General features: G+C 53.9%; 14 protein-coding genes and 1 pseudogene. 9 read left to right on the forward strand and 6 right to left on the reverse strand.

From position 1 onward, the window contains the following. The first annotated feature begins 18 nt into the window (after nt 1–18). Together IH404_RS14805 and IH404_RS14810 are read left to right on the forward strand one after the other, a co-directional pair. Nucleotides 19–831 (forward strand): hypothetical protein, encoded by an 813-nt coding sequence (locus IH404_RS14805; protein WP_005788330.1) that lies wholly within the window; start codon nt 19–21, stop codon nt 829–831. Between the two features lie 106 nt (nt 832–937). Next, on the forward strand, nt 938–1,852 hold the full coding sequence (locus IH404_RS14810) for a tyrosine-type recombinase/integrase (RefSeq protein ID WP_032875314.1): 915 nt from the start codon (nt 938–940) through the stop codon (nt 1,850–1,852). A 22-nt stretch (nt 1,853–1,874) separates the two neighbouring features. On the opposite strand, the gene IH404_RS14815 is transcribed toward IH404_RS14810, so the two are convergent. Further along, nucleotides 1,875–3,086, reverse strand: a complete 1,212-nt coding sequence (locus IH404_RS14815) for a multidrug effflux MFS transporter (protein ID WP_194438202.1) — start codon at nt 3,084–3,086, stop codon at nt 1,875–1,877. Nucleotides 3,087–3,245: 159 nt separating this feature from the next. On the opposite strand from IH404_RS14815, the gene IH404_RS14820 reads away from it, so the two are divergent. Both IH404_RS14820 and IH404_RS14825 read left to right on the forward strand, forming a co-directional pair. Then, the gene (locus tag IH404_RS14820) at nt 3,246–4,859 is read left to right on the forward strand and encodes a methyl-accepting chemotaxis protein (RefSeq protein WP_194438203.1); all 1,614 of its coding nucleotides are present in this window, start codon (nt 3,246–3,248) and stop codon (nt 4,857–4,859) included. 194 nt (nt 4,860–5,053) lie between these two features. Then, the gene (locus IH404_RS14825; RefSeq protein WP_005788339.1) at nt 5,054–5,488 is read left to right on the forward strand and encodes a hypothetical protein; all 435 of its coding nucleotides are present in this window, start codon (nt 5,054–5,056) and stop codon (nt 5,486–5,488) included. A gap of 2,145 nt (nt 5,489–7,633) precedes the next feature. Here the strand turns inward: IH404_RS14825 and IH404_RS14835 are convergent. After that, nucleotides 7,634–9,751: an AAA family ATPase gene (locus IH404_RS14835; protein WP_242462607.1), complete on the reverse strand. Its 2,118-nt coding sequence runs from the start codon at nt 9,749–9,751 to the stop codon at nt 7,634–7,636. A 310-nt stretch (nt 9,752–10,061) separates the two neighbouring features. Here IH404_RS14835 and IH404_RS14840 point away from each other — a divergent pair. Continuing rightward, nucleotides 10,062–10,376, forward strand: a pseudogene (locus IH404_RS14840) (hypothetical protein). A gap of 184 nt (nt 10,377–10,560) precedes the next feature. On the opposite strand, the gene IH404_RS14845 reads toward IH404_RS14840, so the two are convergent. Continuing rightward, nucleotides 10,561–10,779, reverse strand: coding sequence for an antitoxin Xre/MbcA/ParS toxin-binding domain-containing protein (locus tag IH404_RS14845; protein ID WP_008373002.1), 219 nt, complete (start codon nt 10,777–10,779; stop codon nt 10,561–10,563). A gap of 331 nt (nt 10,780–11,110) precedes the next feature. After that, nucleotides 11,111–11,737, reverse strand: a complete 627-nt coding sequence (locus IH404_RS14850) for a hypothetical protein (RefSeq protein WP_232005414.1) — start codon at nt 11,735–11,737, stop codon at nt 11,111–11,113. A gap of 117 nt (nt 11,738–11,854) precedes the next feature. Between IH404_RS14850 and IH404_RS14855 the strand changes: the two genes are divergently transcribed. The 3 genes from IH404_RS14855 (at nt 11,855) to IH404_RS14865 (ending at nt 14,591) form a co-directional block, all read left to right on the forward strand. After that, nucleotides 11,855–12,193, forward strand: coding sequence for a hypothetical protein (locus IH404_RS14855; protein ID WP_147283338.1), 339 nt, complete (start codon nt 11,855–11,857; stop codon nt 12,191–12,193). A gap of 470 nt (nt 12,194–12,663) precedes the next feature. Continuing rightward, nucleotides 12,664–13,320 carry a Rab family GTPase gene (locus IH404_RS14860; RefSeq protein ID WP_194438207.1) on the forward strand — a complete coding sequence of 219 codons (657 nt, stop codon included), beginning with the start codon at nt 12,664–12,666 and terminating at the stop codon, nt 13,318–13,320. Between the two features lie 500 nt (nt 13,321–13,820). Then, nucleotides 13,821–14,591 (forward strand): hypothetical protein, encoded by a 771-nt coding sequence (locus tag IH404_RS14865; RefSeq protein WP_141125138.1) that lies wholly within the window; start codon nt 13,821–13,823, stop codon nt 14,589–14,591. A 221-nt stretch (nt 14,592–14,812) separates the two neighbouring features. On the opposite strand, the gene IH404_RS14870 is transcribed toward IH404_RS14865, so the two are convergent. Continuing rightward, entirely contained in the window at nt 14,813–15,289 is a 477-nt protein-coding gene (locus tag IH404_RS14870) for a hypothetical protein (protein ID WP_069868481.1), read from the reverse strand. 173 nt (nt 15,290–15,462) lie between these two features. On the opposite strand from IH404_RS14870, the gene IH404_RS14875 reads away from it, so the two are divergent. Further along, nucleotides 15,463–16,635, forward strand: a complete 1,173-nt coding sequence (locus IH404_RS14875) for a phospholipase D family protein (protein ID WP_131696325.1) — start codon at nt 15,463–15,465, stop codon at nt 16,633–16,635. A 410-nt stretch (nt 16,636–17,045) separates the two neighbouring features. Here IH404_RS14875 and IH404_RS14880 read toward each other — a convergent pair whose 3' ends face one another. After that, nucleotides 17,046–20,990 carry a hypothetical protein gene (locus IH404_RS14880; protein ID WP_194438209.1) on the reverse strand — a complete coding sequence of 1,315 codons (3,945 nt, stop codon included), beginning with the start codon at nt 20,988–20,990 and terminating at the stop codon, nt 17,046–17,048. Between the last annotated feature and the right edge of the window lie 92 nt (nt 20,991–21,082).

Raw genomic sequence — 21,082 nt, forward strand, 5'->3', positions numbered from 1 at the left:
TCTTGCCAGGGTACTCGGATGAATAGCGTGCAGCTTTTGCGCGGCCAGTTGCGGCCTGCGTTGATGGGATTATTGATGACGATGGCCTGTGTCACCAGCGTACGCGCTGATGAAGGGATCGCACTGACCAGCATCGAACAGGTGCCGGAAGGTGTGGAAGTGCCCGGCAAGCAAGTCGCTGCTTATACCTGGGATGACCTTCAGGGCAAGAACCTGCTGGTACTCGCCGAGCAGGTCAGCGAGCGGGAGGATGATGGCACCCAGTCGGCGTTTGTTTACGCAGCGCAGTACCTGCTTAAGGGCGATCGCCCCAAGCGCGTCTGGATGCTGCACGACGACGTGCAACGCTGCGAGTTCGACGCCAGCCTGCGCTTTGATCAGGCGGCCACCAAAGTCACCGACCTGCTGCGCGACGGCAATACCCAGGTCACGGTCGGTTATTCGCGCACCTGTACCAGTGATGTGAGCCCCAATGAGTTCAAGCTGATCATGCGGGTCGGCAAGTCCGGCAAGTATCGCCTGCGCGGCCTCGATCGCGTCGGCGCCAGTTGGTGGGACGAAGATGCCGGTGCCCTGCGCGGCATGCCGTTGCCCACTGACTGCAGCGTCGAGGCCCAACAGAAGTTGGTCAGCCAGTACAAGGAGCAGGGCACCGAACTGCCACTGCCAGGCTGCTATGGCGACGAGAAGGACTTTGCCAAGGCCCCGGCTGGCTACCTGACGTTTATGCGTGGGCATTGGTTTGCGCTGATGCAGCGACAGGACGCTGACTGGAGCCAGTCCCTGGCGCAACCGCAGGAACCGGCAGAGGAAGTCGAATTGGCGCCGTGATTTTGTGCCAGGGCCGCGCCTGGGTTAGACTCAGTCTTCGCCAACCCACTAAATACATCGATTAATCAATGAGTTGATTGATGTATTTAATCCAAAGGCTGATCCCTTGACCGAGACTATCCGCAACCCGCTGACCCTCTACCTCACTCGCCTGGCGCCCTCCAGCCAACTGACCATGCGCTACGTGCTGCAGGATGCCGCCGACCGCCTGGGTTTCGAAGACCTCAACCTCGAAGACATTGACTGGCATCTACTGCAACCCGAACACGTCGTCGCGCTGGTGGCCGCATTGCGCGAGGACGGCTATGCGCCGAATACCTCATCGCTGTACGTGAATGCGGTACGAGGAGTGATGAATGAAGCGTGGCGCATGAGCTTGATCAGCCAGGATCACCTGTTGAAGATGCGCTCGGTCAAGGCTGCCGCCGGTACGCGCCTGGGGCAGGGCCGTAATCTGCGTCGTACACTGATCCGCGAGATGCTCGATGTATGCGCCGCCGATCCTCGGCCCCAGGGCCTGCGGGATGCCGCAGTGATCGGCCTGTTGTATGGCTCCGGGATGCGCAAGTCGGAATCGGTCAATCTCGACCTCGCGCAGATCAATTTTGATCAGCGCAGTCTGCGGGTGATCGGCAAAGGTAATAAGGAACTGATCAAGTACGCGCCGGACTGGGCGTTTGCAAAACTGCGGGCGTGGCTTGAGTTTCGTCGTGAACAACTCAAGGAAGGCGAGCAGGACGACACCTTTTTGTTCAACCGTATCCGCCGGGGCAGCCACATCACCCGCGAACGCATTACCAAACATGCGATTTATTACATTGCTCGGCAGCGTGGTGATCAGGTAGGGGTGAAAATCATGCCCCATGATTTCCGCCGTTCGTTCATCACCCGGGTGATCGAAGAACATGATTTGTCGATTGCCCAGAAACTGGCGCATCACACCAATATCCAGACCACCGCCAGCTATGACGTACGCGACGACAACGAGCGGCGCAGGGCAGTGGACCGCTTTGATCTGTGAGCTGGACGGGGTAGGGCAAGCCTCAGGAGGAGGGCGGGACGCTTGAGGCCAGGTGCGCCGGCAACCGGCGCAAGGTCCACAGCGTGGTGAGCATCGCGGCAAGCGCACATAGCGCAATGCCGATCAACATCGGTGCAGGAGTATGGTCGGCGAACACGCCCACCAGGGTCATCGAAACGGCCGCGGTAACCATCTGGATCGCGCCAAGCAAGGCAGATGCAGAGCCTGCCACCGCGCCATGATCTTCCAGCGACAGCACACCTGCCGCCGGCAGCAACAGGCCGAGAAAACCGAACCCGACAAACAGCAGGCCCATCATCAAGGACAGGCTATCACCCCAGAATGTGGTGGCTGCCAACAGGGCCATGACCGTGGCTACTGCGACCACCGACCAACGAATAAGCGGCGCCAGACCAAACCGTGCGCTCAGGCGTGCGGTCAGTTGGCTCATGGCAAAAAACGAGGCGGCGTTGAGGGCAAAACACAGGCTGAACTGCGTCGGTGTCAGGCCGAAATATTCGATGTATACGAAGGGCGCGCTGCCGATAAATACAAAGAAGGTCGCAAGGCCAAACCCGCACACCACCGATAACCCGGTGAATACCGGGTCGCGCAACAGCGCTCCATAACTGCCGAATGCATTGCCCAGGGTCTTGCCCAAACGGCGTTCGGCCGGGTGGGTTTCCGGTAGTTGCACGATGGTCATGACCAGGCACAGCACGGCGACCACCGCCAGCACAGCAAATACTTCGCGCCAACTCCAGATCGAAATCACCAGGCTGCCGGCCAGCGGCGCGAGGATTGGCGAAACACTCATCACCAGCATCAGCAAAGCCATCAGGCGCGCTGCCTCATGGCCGGTGTACAGGTCGCGCACGATCGCCCGCGGGATCACCATCCCCGCACAGGCACCGAACGCCTGTATGGCACGAAATCCAATCAATACTTCGATGGTCGGCGCCAATGCGCAGCCGATACTGCCAACGGCAAAGATCACCAAACCCGCATAAATCGGCAGTTTGCGCCCGAACACATCGCTGATCGGCCCGTAGAACAACTGGCACACACCAATGACCATGAAAAACACGGTGAGGCTCATCTGCACCGCCGCCGGTGAGGCCCCAAGGCTTGCGCCCAGGGTTGGCAGCGCGGGCAGGTAGATGTCGATGGCAAACGGGCCGACGGCGGTGATCAAGCCCAGCAGCAGGGCGAGATGGGCGATACTTCGAGACATTTGGCAGGTCCGGCTGGAGCAAAGGACGGCCAGCTTAAGTGAAACGCGCAGATCCGCAAACTTAGGCTTCACTAACAAGGAGTTGTTGCCGATACAGCTAACAGTGAGCACTTGAACGGTTGGATTCCCAACCGATGGTCCTGGCACGGGGATACCAGCATGACGATCAAATTACGCTTGATGCTGTTGATTGGGACCGGATTGCTCACCGCCTTGATCATGAGCCTGGCCAGCTATTTGGGAAATACCCGGATGGGCGATGCGGTACAGGAAAATGACGTCAGCATGACCGTGCTGCGCAATCACATGGAAGCCGACATGATGCACGACGCCCTGCGTGCCGACGTGCTGTCGGCCATGTTGGTGGGGCTAGGCAAAAGCACCAGCACACCGGCCCAGGTCAACAGCTCGCTCAAGGAACATGCCGAACACTTTCGCCAGGTGCTGGCGGACAACTTCAAGCAGCCGTTGGACGATGCAATCAAGGCGAGCCTGGAAAACATCAAGCCCAGCCTGGATACCTATATCAGCGCCGGTGAGCGTATCGTCGCGCTGGCCCTGGACAACCCCGAAGCCGCCCGTGGGGAGCTGGAGACCTTCAATGCCGCGTTCAGTCGGCTGGAAGATCAAATGGCGGCCTTGAGCGAACTGATCGAAAACAAAACTCAACTGACCAGTATCGGTACCCGACAAACCATCAGCCACGCCAATTGGACCCTGGCCGTGGTATTGATCGCCAGCCTGTTACTGCTGCTGGCACAAGGGCGCTGGGTGATCCTGAGCATCATGGGGCCACTGCGTACCGCCAGCCGCATTGCCGACAGCATTGCCCATGGCAACTTGAGCGAACCGATTATCGAGCCCAGAAATCACGATGAAGCCAGTGCGCTGATTCGCAGCCTGGCCACCATGCAGCGGGATTTGCGCGGCATGATTGAAGTGGTTCGCAGCAACGCCCACGGCGTCAATGGCATGAGCGAACAACTGAGCCAGGGTTGCCATGAAGTCGCAGGCAGCAGTCAACAGCAAAGCGCCGCCGCCAGCACCATGGCCGCCGCCGCCAGCGAAATGACTGCCAGCATCGAGGAAATCACTCGCCACGCCCAACGCGCTCTCGACATGGCTAACCAGGCAGAAACCCTGGCCAAGGACGGCGGCCGCGTCATTCACCAGGTTGTCAGCGACATGGATGGCATTGCCCGTTCAGCGCAGCAATCGGCCCAAGTGATCCGCACACTGGACAAGGAGTCCGAGGCGATCTACAGCATTATTCAAGTGATCAAAGGCATCGCCGACCAGACCAACCTGCTGGCCCTGAACGCCGCCATCGAAGCCGCCCGTGCAGGTGAGCAGGGCCGCGGCTTTGCAGTCGTCGCCGATGAAGTACGCAGCCTGGCCGGACGCACCAGCGCATCCACGCAGGAGATCGCCAGCATGGTCGGGCGCATCCAGCAGAACACCCGGGAAGCGGTGACCAGCATGGAGGAGGGCGTTGCTCAAGTGGACAAGGGCATGGCCGTTACCGCCGAAGTGGAACGCGCCATTCGCGAGATCCTTCAGGCCACACTCAGCACCACCGAATTGGTCAACGATATTTCCCGCACCATCAGCGAGCAAAGCCTGGCCAGCAATGAAATTGCTCACCAGGTGGAGATGATTGCTGGTATGTCGCAAAACAACAGCCGCGTGATTGGAGACACGGCGTCGACGACGGATGAATTGTCGAGTCTGGCGGGGAAGCTTTCGCAGTCGGTGGATCGGTTCAGGTTGTGAATCGATCTATCTAGTTATAACTCAACTAAATAGTCATTTAGTTTAGTTATATACATTGGTTATATTGTGAGGGCAGAGCCAGCTCATCTTTCACGCTAGTGTGGGTACATGCACGATACTTCACATTTGAGCATCATAAAGGGACGGTCTATATGCGGGGAAGGCTTACGTCAGGTCTATGGGTGGCATGTTTCGTGATCAGTGCCCCGGCGCTGGCGGATGAACTGCCGCGTAGCGAGCAGATAAAAGCTTTCCGCGCTGCAGGATTTAACCAAGAGACGTCGGAGTGCGAAATCGAGACAACAGGTAACTACACGCCGGCAACCATGGAGTTGATTGAGGACCTGAACGGTGACGGTCGGCCGGATGCGTTGATTACCGAAGGCAGCACTGACTGTTATGGGCAAGCGGGTACTGGATTTTATCTAGTCAGCCAGCAGCCTGACGGTCACTGGAAGCTCATGCTCAAAGAAAGCGGCGTCGCGGAGTTTCTCGCTAGCAAAGGCAGTAATGGTTGGCCTGATGTCGAGGTCGGCGGCCCGGGCTCTTGTTTTCCAGTAATGCGTTATGACGGCCAACGTTATCGATTTCACCACAGCGTGGGTGAACAGTGTGCCGACTTGCCGTAAATGCCCGGTGGCCCAAGGGTCAAACGGAGGCAGGTCAGCGAGATGGCTGCTTTTTAAATCTGGCGCGCTGTGGTCTAAGTCGCTTCGTGAAATGCGCCGAACAGAGGCCCTGAAGGATAGTTCATTTGTTCGCATAATGTATATTATGTTAAATAAAGGATCATGTCATAGAGTGTTATGAGTTACCTAAGGCACTGATTCGACAAAACCGCTTCTGCTGTGACCCCCACTGATTTATCGGAAACGTGGACGACTTAATCGGAAAGCATTCCACGCCAACCAGTTAGGTTGCACAACTGACGTACTATCTCAACCCGGCTACGCCTTTTCTGTCAGTACTAAATTGGAAAAAACCGCTCTGTAGCCCCTGATTTTTGGTGCCCACCGCCTGCGACCAAATCTCTCCTTGGTGTGCCGCGTGACGAAAGTAAATTGGAAAATGGAACTCAGCCATACTGGCCCCAGCGCAAATCCTTGTTCTCAATGAACTTATTCTCGCGCAAATATTAAAGCTGCTCCTGTACTCTGGGCGATTGACGAAAGTTAATCGGACAAAAATTCGTCTGCACGGCTGACGCCGCCCAGATGTTTGCTTTCATAGCACCTGCTGTATAGATTCAGATGCTGAGATCTCTAAGGCTCAAGGCTGTTAGCCGTTCGCAATGGCCGGCCTACATTTGGATGCATATATGGTTCTGATGTTTCATGGACTGCTGACGCAGCCTGACTCGCATGCCGAGGGCTCCAGCGAACGGTCTTGTGCAGAAAAAGAGCTGGTGCGTATTTACCTCCAAAGTCTTCCGTCGGCTTTACGTGCTCAGGAAAGCTATGCGTTGATGACTGATTATGCGCTGGCCACCAGGGCTCAGCCCGCTCAGGCGCGCTGGGATCAATCAGTTTTAGAAAAGTTTTTGCTTTGGAGCTTCATTGTTAAAACGAAGCCCCTGGCGGAACTAAATAATAGCGATGTGCAAGATTTTTTGAGCTTCTGCAATACCCCTCCTGAGTCATGGATATCAAAGAGCAACGATAGATTCGTAAAAGAATTTGGCCTTCTAAAAGCCAACCCAGAATGGCGTCCATTTCACTCTCCCTTATGCGAGCATGGGGTCAGGTGGGTTATTAACCGATTTTTTAGTTTTAACTCTGAAGCCATCGGTCTTGTCATTTGTCCTGCTAGTAGACCCGAAACTCCTCATGTGAATACATGCAGTTGCACTGATGCAGAGCCGTTGTGCTGCGAATACCTTGATGCGTTAAAAGAAATCACGAACGGAAAGAAAGGACTAGAGCTCGGCTTGTTTATGTTCGCCACCTCGTTTTATCTTAAAATACCCTTGAGGGATTGCCTTAACTATTTAACTTTCGATTGCTTTGATTTTTCGGACAAAACCAATGGAAGATTCAAAGTCAACACAGGTAACGGATCTATTTCCGGAAGAGTCCCTGAACATTATATGGAATATTTTTTGCGCTGGAGACAGATTTCCCAACTGCTGCCCTACCCTACACCTGATGAAATGCAACCATTGTTTCATCGGCGAGCAAAAAATTACCCGACAGCTTATCTTCCAAAAATTGACGTAAATGGTTTGCTTCCCACGAAACTCTTAAGAGCTTTTAATGAGGGTTGCGCACGGTGTCGTAAGCCGGAAGGTCAACTCCTGAGTAGTTTTGATAGAAGCAAAAAATACAGAAATAAAGTCGCTAATAAACAGGAGGCTTTTTCTACTATTGAACGGCTCTACCAAGAGTCTAATAACATTAACCATGACACCTCTGCTACTGCAGTCCCTTTATACCTTGTAAAAGAAGGAGTCACGGCGCAATTGCCTGAAAAAGTAATAACTCACTTTTTAACCTCCTTTAATCCAGCTAGCAGTAAGGAGATTTGCTCGGCTGGAGCGTCACTGTTTTGTTTGTTTGTTCGGGGGGAGCCGAACTATCTGAATCTTCGCGCGTTTGAAAAGCTTACTCTTTGGTCGATCCTGGTAGCTGGTAAGAGCCCGGCAGATCTAGATGCGTCAGATGCTAAATCGTTCTATCTATTCTGCTTGAATCCTCCAGCGCAGTGGATCAGCACGAGGATATATTCCCGATCAAGCATATTGTGGCGGCCGTTTCTTAAGCTTCGGCCGGGCAAAGCTAACAATGTGCCTCGCGCCGGCATGATCGTGAGATGGTGCAATGCTTGCTACATCCAGCTGGTGCAGGCTGGTATTCAGCTGAGCCTGCCGGTGCTGCCGGCACCACGAGGTTGTGAGCTGGGCTAGAGGTTGTGGTCAGTGCGGCACCTCCGGTTGCGTACTCGATCGCGTGGACAACATAAGTGGGCAGCAGCCCACGCAGCGTCGTGGCGTCCAGGGTTTTGTTTTCAAACCGCTGGTCGATCAAATCGATCAGGTGCTGGGCTGCGATCGCTTTAGAAGCTCTTTTGAACAGTTTGTAGATCGCGGAACACCGAGCATCCTCGGTGGTATAGGTGGTCTGGATCTTGTCGAAAGCTGTCCGCGCCTTCTTCAGCAGCGTGATCTTGGTCTCCTTGCCTTCGTCGATCTTTTCCTCATTGATGGCAAGGTATGCGGCATGGTGGACTTCCTGCGAAAGACCCTTGAACGCTAGGTCGTACTCAAGCGTCCAGTGATCTGCAACGTATGTGCGCACGCATTGCCCGTCACTTTCTGCTCGCTTGTCGCGGTGCTCCTTGAGGCCTTTTTCAAGGTCAGGCGCAGTGGCACCGAAGTCTTTCATCGCGCGCCAGCGTCGATCGGATTTGTCTGGCCATACAGCCCCTTTTACTCCCTTCAGGCTCAAAATCTCGGGTGCACAGTCCGGCATCACGTCCATGTCTGTAATGCAGGCGGTAGGCACCGATATCTCCCCCTTAGAAGTGTCTTTCCGCTGCAGGATTTTCGAATACCGGCGCAGGCCGACGCCGCCCACGTTGATAATCGATACACCATGCTTGGTGAGATCTTTGCCAAGTCGCCGAGCGAGTGACGGCAGCAGAATGGCCTCGGCATCACCTTCTACGACCAGTAGCCCCTTCGCGAAGAACAGGCCCGCTTTGGTAACGTCCAGGAAGCGGCTGAGGAAGCGATAGTCGTCAGGAGCAAGGCAGGTTTGTTCTTCCGCAAGGGAGAACGCTTGCTGCCGCTGCATCAGAACCAAGTTCTGCAACGGAATTTTGGAGCTTAGGTTGGGGCTGTGCGTGGTCAATATGACTTGAACCGGCCTCAAACCTGTAGCTGGCTGAGCCGCAGCCTCAAGAAACTCCATCAATTGGAGTTGGCGCTGAGGATGTAGGTGCGCTTCTGGCTCTTCGATGAGGAGCAACGGAAGTCCGTCGGGCTCTTTGCCGAGCAACAGTAGCTCACAGGCCATGAACAGCACGTTGTTCGAGCCCAGCCCATAAACGCCGCGGGCTTCACCTGTGGCGTGATCCAACAGCCCCAGCTCCAAACGCTCTAGGATCTGTTTGAGTTTGGCGGGATCCGTTCCCGCCTCCCCGAAACCAATGCGACTTGTCAGTGGCTGACCAGCAAGGGAGAGCGGACGCAGGTAGGTGTCGTTGATTTCTTTCTGCGCGGAGACGATGGCGCCGTGGCTGTTCACCAGGTGGCGAAGATAGTCGCCCATGCCTGCAATGCTGAGGGCCTCAGCGTCAGCAAGGTCAGCTGGAAGCGCTGCAGGATCAAAGGCGCTGCCGGCGTCAATGTTCGGGAAACTACTGAGTACCTGAGACAGGCGGGAGTTTCTACCCGGCGACATCTCTCGTTCTGCGTCGCGTAGCGGTTTCAGGTACGCGGTGGCCAGTAGTTGCCGTACACCCACGTCCAACGACGGGCCTTCTCCGTTTTCACCCGAGCGAACCGAGATGTCGACCCATTTACGGGTGGAGGCGGAGGCAACGATGCGGCGAGCCGACCAGTGAACGTATAGCCTCCCAACGCCACCCTTGTAGGTCACATACTCAGCGAAAGCGCCGAGTTCCGCGGGGCTCAGTCCTTCCAGCGTACACCTGAGGGTGATGGCTTCCGCCTGGGTGCCATCGTTGGCGATGTGAAAGTCCTCGATCTGTAGCCTGAGATACTCAGCATCACGTGTCTGCAGAACGTAGCGAATCGCATCGATGACTGCGGTTTTGCCCGCGTCGTTTTCACCTACGAGGGCTGTCACGCCTTCGTTGAACTGGATGTTCAACGCATGACCGCCTTGGCCGAACTGGCGGAAGTTTTCGATTTTCAAAGCCGAAAGGTACACAGCGCTATCCTCACCTGATTCAGTGGCAGGGAGAGGGTCGCTGAGCGTCAACCTGACCGATGCTATCCCTCCCTGGATGCGCTAGCTATATGCCATGAAAAAGCCATTGATGCTAGACGATTCATCCGGTTGCTGCCGGATCGTGATAATTCGGCATACTCGCGTGGGCGTATAGCCGCTGCGAGTATCAGTGCGGCACAAATTGATGGCGGCGTAGCCCGCGCAAGACGTCAAGGTTCATTTACGATGCTGTCGGCCCAGGCCGGTCGCGAACAGGCCGAAAGCATCAATACGCACAGGAGCTTTTCGTTTGGCAGCAAAAACACTAACAGCCCGCGAGGCCTATCAAATCCTGCGAGACATTGCCCAAGGGGTTCGCACCATGCGCCGCATTGGCCAGCAGTCGTGGGCTGAGATCTGCTGTGGCTTGATGACTGTCGAGGCCGACGGCTGGGTGTTCACGTTCTACAACGATTGCGACACCCTCGATTACTGCGACAGCTGCTAAAGCCCCGAGGGACGTGCTTACGTTTTCGACTCGCTGCAGTCGTACAGTACCGACCCTGTGGAGCTGTTGAGCACTAGGGAGCAGGTCACGTTAGAAAAGTTGCTGAGAGACGCCTAGACGCCCCGCACTCAGCATAGATCGAGAAGGAACTAACCTCACCCAGGGCGACTCAGGAGGCGCACGGCCAATTCGCCCGATGGGCATATGGAGGTTTACATCATCAGGGTGTGGCTGGCTTGGCAGCCCTGAGCCGAATCAGGCTCGACATCTGACACGCCTCTAGAGCGCTGTTCGCTGACAATCAGGCGACAAACCCGTGATCCAAGCGCCTGATTAACTCGATAGCCATGTCCGTCTCCAGCCTGGTCGTGACCATAGCGGCAGGAGCTTTGCCGCCAAATGCTTTTACCGGACGTGACATCCAGTGCATGGCTGCGTCGATATCGCCGCTATACAAACGCTTCGCTGCGTCGAGCACTTCTAAATAACGGGCCTGTTGATCGGGGGGCAAAGTGCTCATGAGTACGCTCCTTCTGCGGTCTGATCCTAGACTACACCATCGCCATCCGCTCACTGTCTCCCCCTTATAGGCGAGCCTGGTGTCAGTTTCAGGCGTGCCTATTACTACGATCCCGGCATGTGGTTACGGTGGCCTGAGGCTGGCGTTTCAGGAAATGTGTAAACCAGTTTTTTGACGTGTAAAGCGGGGTGATTTACACATCAAAAAATTGGTTTACACACCGGGTCGAGGGCGGTTTCAAGCTAGATCTTCACTTCTCTCCCGGATTCCCTCCCCTTATCCCACTGCGTATCAGCACGCATTGACTCAAGCCCACAACACCATGGTTTTGTCATTCGCATGCTCGCTGCAATTGCTCAGCAAACAGAGGCAGATAAAGCTCAGACTCGGCTGTTTGCCACCAAACCTTGTTCTCATCCTTGTCGGTGAAGGCCAGCAGATCGTGCGCCAGAAAGACCTCAAAGCCCGCCCTGGCGACCTTATCTTCGGCGGTGAACGCGTAAAGCCCGACTTGGGAAAGTAGCTTTTTGACGATCAGCGGCAGCAACCAGGCGGAGAAAATGAGATGGTTATGGCGAGGCCAGATGCTTCCCTTCTCACCATTTGCGGGGCCATGAGCTGCGGCGTTACGAGCGGCACAGAAATCGTGAACCCAGGCGTCGAGCGGGCGATTTACGTGCTTGTCCCAGTGCTTGCACCACCACTGTTCGTCCTGGCTCCCTTTATGCCAGATGGGCTGGTTCGGTAGCTCGTCGAAGTGTTCGTTGATGGCCCTGCGGAAGGCAGCTTTGTCATGCGGAACGTCAAGCAGTGTGTCTATGGCGACCCGCATCAGGATCAGTTCGGATCGTTCATCTATGGATGGCGCATCGGTATTGGCTCTGAGGAAGGAAACGACCGCCTCGTCGATACGTTCCTTAAGTTCCCCAACAGGTAGCCTGAGTAGTGCTTCAAGCAACGGGATGTCGAGCGTAATCCGCGAGCTGTTGTCGACGTGGTACGGCCGAATGAACTTCAGCCCTCCCCTATCCATCCTGATAATGAATGGGCATGAAGCGCACAGGAGAGGATGATCATGACTGGGCTTACGCGGGAAAACCCTACGACCATTGCCTACGTAGTGAAATGCTATCTGAGCAACGCGATCAGTACGCTGGAGCTACAAACGTGGGCGGCTGATGTTGCAGGATCAGGGGCAGCGCATCCCGACTACTTACTAGATCTGACTACTTTTGACGCTCCGCGCTTCCACGTTTATGAAGCCTTGGGTTTTAGCCCTAGCCGAACATTTTCAGCCGAAGAAAACGATGCGATTTATGGCATTGCATACCTCCGTGACCGCGAGGTATATGAATCCGTAGATAAGGCCCGAGCGTTACAGGCCTTGCATCAAAACCCGAGTGTTCGTACGTAATTTGCAGCCGTTTTTCCGTTCCTGCTTCGCGGGTAAACCCGCTCCCACAGCGTTCTTGCCAGCCTCGAAAATGAGCAAGAGCAGCACTTTCGCAATGGTCATTAACGGTCAGTCGCGAATGGCTGCTAACGCCCCATTGCGGACATTCATCCCAAGGCTGTGGGTTCACAGTTTGCCCAGGATTCGGGGCGCTCGTTATGACGTTTTCAACGTGAGCGCGCAACCGTCCTCACAGAGTGCTTTGACTCGACCGTGCTTTACTGCGTTGACAAGAGCAGAATGCATCCACTAAGAATGGTATCATCGGGCCTACTTGTATGTTTGCTTCTTTAGTTTTTGGCGCCCCTCTGCCTTCAGCCCCAACTGACAGCAACAGCGGCGGGTCAAATCTACAGACAGACTGCACCAACAATTAAAGTATCTGGCTAGGTAGCCGAAAACTGCTTAAGCACCACGGATTGGAATCTCTCATGAGCATGTTCGACGACGTCATTGAAGCAATTCTCTCGCCTTTCACAATTATAACTGACGCTTGGGACAAGATCGTAATCAAGATTGCGGGGAAGCGAATCGCCGTGCTTGGAGCTAGGGGTGCAGGAAAAAGCACTTTGCTACATTTTCTGAGCACTGGCACCCTCAATACAGTGAATGCCCAAACAGTTTCGACTGAGAGAGTTGCGTCCAATCGACTTTCTTTGCAAGATTTAAAATTCGAACTCAAAGCAACGCTTGACGTCCCTGGTGGCGCAGATGCTAAAGAGGATTGGCATAGGCTATACAACACAGCTGACTACGCCCTGTACCTAATCAAAGCCTCTTCTATTGATGTTAGTCGCGTCCAGCGAGACCTAGGGCTTGCTGAAGTGTGGCAGAAAGCGCTGAAGGATAGCGGCAAGAAGGCACCGATTCTTATAGTGATAGTCACTCACATGGATAAAATTGATGGCTATCTTACTGCCAGTTCTGCCGTCAAGGGAGACTTTAGAGATAACTTCATAAGGGTGCAGCTTGAGACCGGGCTTTCTAAGCTAAATACACGACCAAAAGTAATCCTCGGATCATTTGATGTCGACTCCAGAATGAAGTCGACAGTTCAGCATTTAATCCAGGTAATGGGGTCTATATGAAAGCTCTAGCGTTTTACGCACAGGCGCTCGACAATAGGTCTAGCGACACTATGCTCAACGAAAACAGCGAGATAATTTCGGTCTCAGAACAGAGGCAGAAAACCTTGTCGAAGATATCCCATGTGACTGCAGACGGGAAACTAGCAGCCTCTGGAGATGGATGGAAAATATTCCATCTTAAAAATTATTTCGTAGCGCAGATAATAACATCCGAAAGTGATTCGCTCGGAAGAGCCGCACCGATAGTGTGTTTGATTGATAGTCAAAATAATCATGACGATTTTGATGTTGATGTTCAAATGAAAACGTTTCTATCTCGAGTAAACCGGACAGTCGATGCACCAAGACTAGATGAGCTTCTCCAGATTCTGCGAATTCATCAAAAAAAAAGATCTCAACGCGATTCTTTGGCAGGAACCACGAGATGGATCCAAGAAATAATCAGCTGGATAGTTAGATTCATTCGTAGTCGCCACTAGTAAACGAGAGTAAAAATCTGAATGTCATTGTTTCCAGAAAATCACTCCAAGCGCAGAGCGATCTTAGTCCTTAACGAGTCAGATATCGAGCACTGTCGCTACGACCTGCCACCAGATGAGCGGAGTTTTCTATATAGTGAGGAAGCGTTTGTTTTGCCGACCTCCGCGCTATCTTCAAAAGAAGAATGCCCTGCCTTAACTAACATCCTTGATTCTGATCAGGTAAGGCATGGCAATATACTTATCCAAAGCCCTTACGATAGAGACGTATATGCTGAACTATCGGAGGCTAAAGAAGTATTTTCAATGGAAAAAATGCGTCACTTTACTAGGCTTTGCCAGATTCTAGGCGCGTCAAAGGTGCAGATCAAGCAAGTGGACATTACAAAAGAAGGGGCCACCTCCACTCTCAATCTAGAAGGCCGCACTACTCTAGCGACAGCCGAAGTATCTTTTGAAAGCTCAATTTCAAAAGTTCTAAAAAACGTATTTTCAATTAGCAGTAGCTATTCCGGCGGACAACCTGACATTGTAGGGGCAGAGCAGTACCTTCGTAAAAACCTGCTTTGGAATGACTCTGTGCTACGTGGGCTTGTCGAGCAGCGCGGGCATCAAAGCAACCAAATAAAGGATCAAAATATTTGTATCAACCTGACACGTGAAGCCAACAAAAGCCTGAGCGTGGCCGCAAAGTTAAATTTACCAATAAAAAATATTGGAATTCAGGCAAACTATAGAGAGGTTGCTAGCGCCTCTGAAGAGTTAAGCTTAACAATGAACGTGGTTTTTTAATGCCGCACTTACTTCTGAGACAGTTTGTTGGTCGCCCTGGCTCGCTAGCGGTTAACCCTTCCTACGTTTCGTAAACAGCCATCCTCCTCAGTTTTATACGGTTGTCAGCTGATAGCCGAGTGCCCCCCACCAAGGATAGCGTTGGGTCGATATCAGCCGATCACGACTGACCGCTTCGGGTCGGAAGCGGGCGCCTCACAAGGCAGCCTCCCTCTTGCCCCTCAGTTGCTGCCGTTGCGTTTCAGGGTCATCTTGAATGAGAACTTTCCATTCACATCGGGCTTGTCGTCAGTGGTAGTGACTTTGCCATTGGCGCCGCCATCGATCGAAAGCGCGTAGTCCTTATGCATGACCATTGCCGCCAATCCAAGCACGCCGACGGTGGCAAGCGCAGCAACGGCAACCGCAGCTGCGCCGCCACTGATACCGGTAGCACCTACCGCACCCGCAGCAGCTCCGAAGGCCACCAGACCGCTTGCTCCGGCAACACCACCAGAAATAGCCCCCACCGGGTTCCAGAAGCTGGCCGCGGCTACCCCTGCTCCGCCTGCTATCAATGCAAGCTTCGTGTACGTCACGGACTTGATCACACGTACCGCCAAAGCAAGCTTGCGATCGGTGATTACGATGCTGTCTGCCTTGTCGTTCAGGGCGCTTTTCAGCTCTTTAGCATTCCCTACGAATCGCGTACTGCTCACTTCGGTAGTCCTTGGAAATAATGGTCAAAGGTGGCAACGGTGCATCATTTTACGGCAAAAGGCTATCATCCTCTTGGAGCACCGATCCAAGGCTGCCAACGGCCAAGAGCGGACAATCTATGGACGCGGCAAGGGCGTACCTAAATTTCGTACCACACTTGATAAGGCGTCATATGGAACTGATTCTGCTTCCGAAAAAATCCGAGAATCTCAGCCTCGATGGAATTTACCACCGCGCACTGAGCCGCTCGAAAGAGCTATACATCGTAAGTGCTTACCTTACCGAGTGGGGTATTAAAGAGTCGCTTGGCGACCAATGTGAGTCTTTCCTTTTCATCGTCGGAAAAGATTTTGGCATCACCCGCAAGAGCGCCTGTCGGGCCGTCATGGAATGGCTCCCAGCCGACCGCCATCAAGAGTTCATGGTAGCGGAGTCGATCAATGGCTTTCATCCGAAGGCCATGTTCTGGCGTGAGCACGATGGAAAGTGCTACGCGCTGCTTGGATCCTCCAACTTGACCAAGGCAGCATTCTCCACGAACTTCGAGGCCAACGGTTTCGCCTGCATATCTGACGAGCAGTTTCAACTGGCGTCTGAGTGGATCGAAAGAGTTTTCGAAGTGAGCGTGACCCTGAATGAAACTTGGCTTGATAGGTATCAGGAGGCTCGCCAACCTGCGAACGCGGGTGGCTCGAAAGCGGATGACCCCAAAGAAACCCAAGAGGCATATCACCTGCCACTGCCGGCGATACGCAAGCTCAAAGGTTATAAGCCGTACCTCACTCGGCGGCGCGACCAGATGAAAGCTTTTAGAAGGAATAAGACCAATTTGGTGTCGCTGATTCGTAGTACAAGCAAGGCCAGGATCTGGAACCAGACTCGAATTGATGATTTCTACAACAACCTCTGTGCATTGTGGTACATGGGGGAACAGGGAAGTCGCTTTCAAGGCAAAGGGTGGGAGCGTACGGGTCGTAATAGCGACTTTCGCGAATTTTCAAAAAGCCTTATTCGGGTGCTCGACGCCCCGTTCGCAGGTCGTGACCGAGTAGTGATTCAGGAGATAAATCGCCTCACGTCAATTGGATTGACAACTAGAGGCGCGTTGTTCTCCGAGATGCTCTGTCAGTTTTTCCCGAAACACTACTACGTATTAAATCGCCCAATACGAGGCTGGTTTGAAGGTCTGGACATTACGTTCCCAAGAGGTCTCAGCAATGGAGAGCGCTACGTCGATTGTGCTCGTCTTCTCCGTGCGGCTCTGAAGCGGGCAGATGGCTACCCAGCAGCAAATCTGGCCGAGCTCGATTGCATCATCTGGTTCGCTAGCACCCTGGATGGTTGAAAGGGCTCGACATCTGCCTGCAACCTGATAGCAGCTCACGGCCGATATCTTCGATGCCGAAGGGCTGCAATGGGTCGATTTCTGCCGGTCAAGACGTACCCTTGTGCTGGTCAATGCACTAGCCCACGCAAATGACCAGCTTTGTACAGCTGGTAATCGATGGCAGCTGATAGAAATGGCCGGCCTTAAGACGAAGGCGTTAGATTTCTGTCGCCGATCGCTTGTGAGCTTCTGCTTCGTTAGCCCCACACGACCGTAGCTGGAACTCAGGGTCTAAAGGCATAAGCCTCGCAAACGATCCTCGCTCACTCTCCAGATATTTCAATGAACGCCTGGACGAGCGGCTTAGAAATCGTGAACCCAGGCGACGCTGTATGGTGGTCGCTAAGCTGCTACCTTCAACGGTCAGGCTAGAGCCATCCGTTCTCAGATGTCATGGATGAAGGCTTGGTAGTTGCGATGATGACGTCGTCCTCTGGTGTCACCGTTGCCAGGTACCCCTCAGATTTCATCGCGCCCACCAACCTCTGGTTTGACTCAGTGTTTCTTACCTTGATCTTCTTTACCTTCGAGCTAACGGTTTTGAAGTCCTCATCGTCGAGCAACGCCAGAACTGCTGAAACGTCTGGCCACTTCATCCCTCGAAGACATTGTGTCAGCATTTCAGAGCGATGCTCCGGGATAAGGCTTGCGTTGCGAACCAGATGTCGCAGCACAGGCGTCAGCGAATCAGCAAACCTTTCGCCAGCTTGGTTGGCTAGCGCAGATACACGGCCGAGCTCAGGAACCGCTTCGGGTTTGCTTTCAATCGTCTCCAGGCTAAGCCCTGACCACATCTGAATTTTCAGTGTGAGTGGCAACGCTTTGCTTCTGCTCAGCGTGAGCATCGAGTCGAATTGGAGCGAGCCGATATCGATCTCGGCTTTTGCTAGATCCCACCGTTCAACCAAGTACTGGCCTTCGAGGTGTGGGCAAGTACTCAATACGATGTCCCTGACCTCCGAGCTGTATGGAAGGAATGATGAGGCCACCAGCATGAGCCAGCGCCCCGCAGGTAAGACCGCTTTGATCATTGATAGATCTTGGAGCACGACTCCATCGAGCAATACCTTGAGCACGTCATTACTGATGCTGGGTGAGCTCAGAAGATACTGTTGCAGCGCCCAGTCTGCGCTCGTTGACTGCCACAGCGTTCCCTTGAGAGCCGATGCATTCCGAGCGATGAAGGCGGTGAACACCGTTTTGGGTTCCGATCCGACTTCTTCGCCCGAAACGTGGCCGTCTGGCGCAATGAGTTTCTCAAAAAAGATCCACACAGCGTCGGCTTTGGCCACCAGGCGATCACTTTCTAGTGCCTTTGCCCAAAGATGTCTCGGGGCGTCATTGAGTGTGTGCAAGTCACAGGTTGTGTGATCGAAGAGTCGATTTGTCAGGTCGTCATCTGTGTCCAGTTCTGCTAGTAAACTGGCCAAGGAATCGCTTGATTCATCCAGGACAGCAGACTGACCTAGCAATGCGCTACTGAGCTCATCGGCGTGTGATAGCAGATAATCACCGAGCCCATTGATGCCCAAAGCCTGCAGTCTACGCAGAGACACGATGCCCACATCTGCAGGTTCGGATTTGGCGTCTGTGGAATGCTGTCCAGCTTCCGACTTCGCGCATATCAGCGATAGCATTGGCATGTTGATCTTGATGCAGCGCCAGTCGATCAGCCTTTCGAGGTCTGCGAGACTCATCATATGGCCCAGTGAGGCAAACTGGACTGGGTAAGCCCTGAGCCACGCCCAAGCTCCTACATTGCTCTCTAATCCTGGCATCAGCCGTGATGCATCTTCCAGCCAGTCGATCGTAGGAACTAGATCTGTTGAAGCGCCATCGGCAAGGGTCTTAAAGTCGGATTCTGACAGGTTGTCGGCGATTACTTTGACGAGGGACTGACGAGCCTCGCTTCCTTCAAACACGCCGCCAGCGTCCCCCGTGTCCCTGGCGTCGAAAAGGCTCTGAAACAGTTTGGGTTCTAGGCGGTACACAGCGCGGATAAATTCAGCCGCTTCTGTTCGGTTCATAAGATCGCGTACAGCGACGGCCATTCGTTCGGGGTGTTCGTTGAGGCCGCTCTTAAGTATGTGGCTTAGCTGGGCATCTGCTGAGTTAGTTGCGAACGAGGTTGGTCGGGCGCTGAGACAGGCGATCAAGTCGACGATGATCCCCCTGCCCTCGTCCAGCTCGTCGCTCTTAAGCTTCTCCAGCACGGTACTCGGGCTATCGACAGGCGTGGATACCTCAGGCAGCACACCACGTCTCAGCGAAAGGATCAGATCTTTGTCACCAGGTGTCAGCGAACCTTGATAGAAATAACCGAGGTAGTCCGTGTAGTCGGCGTCGAGGAAACCGTGCAGCATCAGATAGCTCACGACGTTCAAGCCTGGAAGTTTGTTTCTTACGACCTCCCCGTAGCCTTTTTTGACGGCAGCACTGAAGGACATCCGGATGACCTGATCCGATTGCTTCTGCACCGCTGCGATTTCGTCCGCGATTGTGCTGAGTCGCCGCCCAAGCAAAGCATGGCGCCGCTCATAGGATGTAGCGGTGAGCAGCTCAGCCTTCGAGACATTTCTAGATTGGTTTCTGGCCCGCCCGTATTGATCCAAGACAACCATTGAGAGGGGCCCGGCGTGATTCATGAATACGTCGAACACCTCGTCGGTCACGAACTGCTTTGGCGTGTACTGGGTACCAGTGATTAGGACATGGGTTGCCGTGTCCATTTCGGTCAGTCGAAGAAGCGTGAACCACACGTAGGCCCTCAACTCAGTGACATTGTTAGCCAGTTCGAAGACCCGGTCATCTCGCTCACGCCGCAATTCATCAAGTCGCTTGGCATTGGCGCTGTTTTGCTGGGTTTTCCAGGCAGCCAGTCCCTTGATGACGCCATAAATCGCCCCTCGGCGTTTGACCAAGTCGGCGTACGCTCCGGGATGCAGATTTCGAATGGCGACAATCGCAAACAGCTTGTCTGGCTCTAGGCTTAAGCCGCTGGCAAGTATATTTGAGAACATATCGAATTCATTGACGATATTTTTCACCAGCCGGAGGTCATCGATGTAGTAGCAGACCGTCTCCACCAGTCGACGGTCGAGGTGTTCGCCCAAAGGTTTCGATTTGAAGGTTCGATGGTTCAGCAGCTCTATCATCTTTTCTTGGGAGTTTTCCGAATTGATCACGGGGATCACTGGAACGATGAGGTCAAAAAACTTAGTCTTTTCGCCAACGACGAACATTTCATCGCGTAGCGCATAGACGAAATAGACAGGTCTTCCCACCTGAGGTGATTGCTTGATGATGAAATTGATTTCTCGCAATCGGGTGAACACGTCATGGATGCCGAACCGGTCGAGATCCTCAATGATCACCACGTCGATGCTGCTGCGCTCAAAGCAGTAAATGATCTCATCGATATTTTTGTGCAGGACGGAGCCATGGTGAGTGGTCTCCAGTTTGCCGCCTTTGATCGTCAACCCATCGATACTAAACAGCGAACCCAGCCTCAGACACGTGTGTAGCAGGTGTATGCACCCTAACGCGGCGATCCCGACGGCTAGCGGGCTCGGGATCAACAGCAGCCATTCCATGAGCCAACTCGGTTCGATCTTTGGCAGCTTTTCTGCCACAGGAACGTAAAGTCTCAGCGCTGCCAAAATAAGGGCGCCATAGCAGAGCGTTTTCCACCAGATCTTCAGGCCGGAAGCCTGATCGATTCTCTTAAGGCGGGTCTTGGGAAGCGTCTTTGCTGGGACGGCGTACAGCAGCTGCTGGACGATCGTCTCCTCGATCCGAACAACGAGATCGGATTCAGCCTTGTTTGCCTCGGATTTAGATTCCTGCCCTGCTTTGGTGGAGGATTCGGAGGGCCGCGAAGAATCCGAGGCCACGTCGGTATCGCTAACAAGATCAGACGCCCCGGAGATTTCGTTATCCTTGCCGAAGGTAGCCAACGAAACAAACGCGTAGACAAACTCTGGGTGGCGGTGGACGAAGGTGCGAAGCACGCTGCTCTTCCCTGCCCCGTACTCCCCCGTAATAGCGATGTTCCTGACTTGATCGTTCCTCAGACCGTTCAATAACTCACGCTCATACCGCTGTATCTTCCCAGGTTCAATGAGCACGGGGGTTAGCGGCTGGAACAGATTCTCATGAGTAGGCGTGGCCAAGAACGCATTTGCGGCCTTGTAAGCAGCGGCGACCGCGCAAGGGTATCGCTTCAGGGCGGCCAGCTTGCGGCGAGTCTCGTTGTTCCAGACGATATAGGCATGTAATGCCCGGTGATAAGTGGCGCGCAAGCGAATGAACATCCGTGTCTCCAAGCAGGCTGGCGGCTACCAGGCATTCATTTGCCGAAGACTGAATGATCGATCTTGGGTCTGAGCGGGAAGGTGAACTTCCG

The organism is Pseudomonas sp. OST1909, from assembly GCF_015277575.1.
Classification (GTDB): domain Bacteria; phylum Pseudomonadota; class Gammaproteobacteria; order Pseudomonadales; family Pseudomonadaceae; genus Aquipseudomonas; species Aquipseudomonas synxantha_A.

Coding starts and splice junctions, on each gene's coding strand:
- IH404_RS14805 (WP_005788330.1), top strand. CDS start 19: ATGAATAGCGTGCAGCTTTTGCGCGGCCAGTTGCGGCCTGCGTTGATG.
- IH404_RS14815 (WP_194438202.1), bottom strand. CDS start 3,086: ATGTCTCGAAGTATCGCCCATCTCGCCCTGCTGCTGGGCTTGATCACC.
- IH404_RS14820 (WP_194438203.1), top strand. CDS start 3,246: ATGACGATCAAATTACGCTTGATGCTGTTGATTGGGACCGGATTGCTC.
- IH404_RS14845 (WP_008373002.1), bottom strand. CDS start 10,779: ATGAGCACTTTGCCCCCCGATCAACAGGCCCGTTATTTAGAAGTGCTC.
- IH404_RS14855 (WP_147283338.1), top strand. CDS start 11,855: ATGACTGGGCTTACGCGGGAAAACCCTACGACCATTGCCTACGTAGTG.
- IH404_RS14860 (WP_194438207.1), top strand. CDS start 12,664: ATGAGCATGTTCGACGACGTCATTGAAGCAATTCTCTCGCCTTTCACA.
- IH404_RS14865 (WP_141125138.1), top strand. CDS start 13,821: ATGTCATTGTTTCCAGAAAATCACTCCAAGCGCAGAGCGATCTTAGTC.
- IH404_RS14875 (WP_131696325.1), top strand. CDS start 15,463: ATGGAACTGATTCTGCTTCCGAAAAAATCCGAGAATCTCAGCCTCGAT.
- IH404_RS14880 (WP_194438209.1), bottom strand. CDS start 20,990: ATGTTCATTCGCTTGCGCGCCACTTATCACCGGGCATTACATGCCTAT.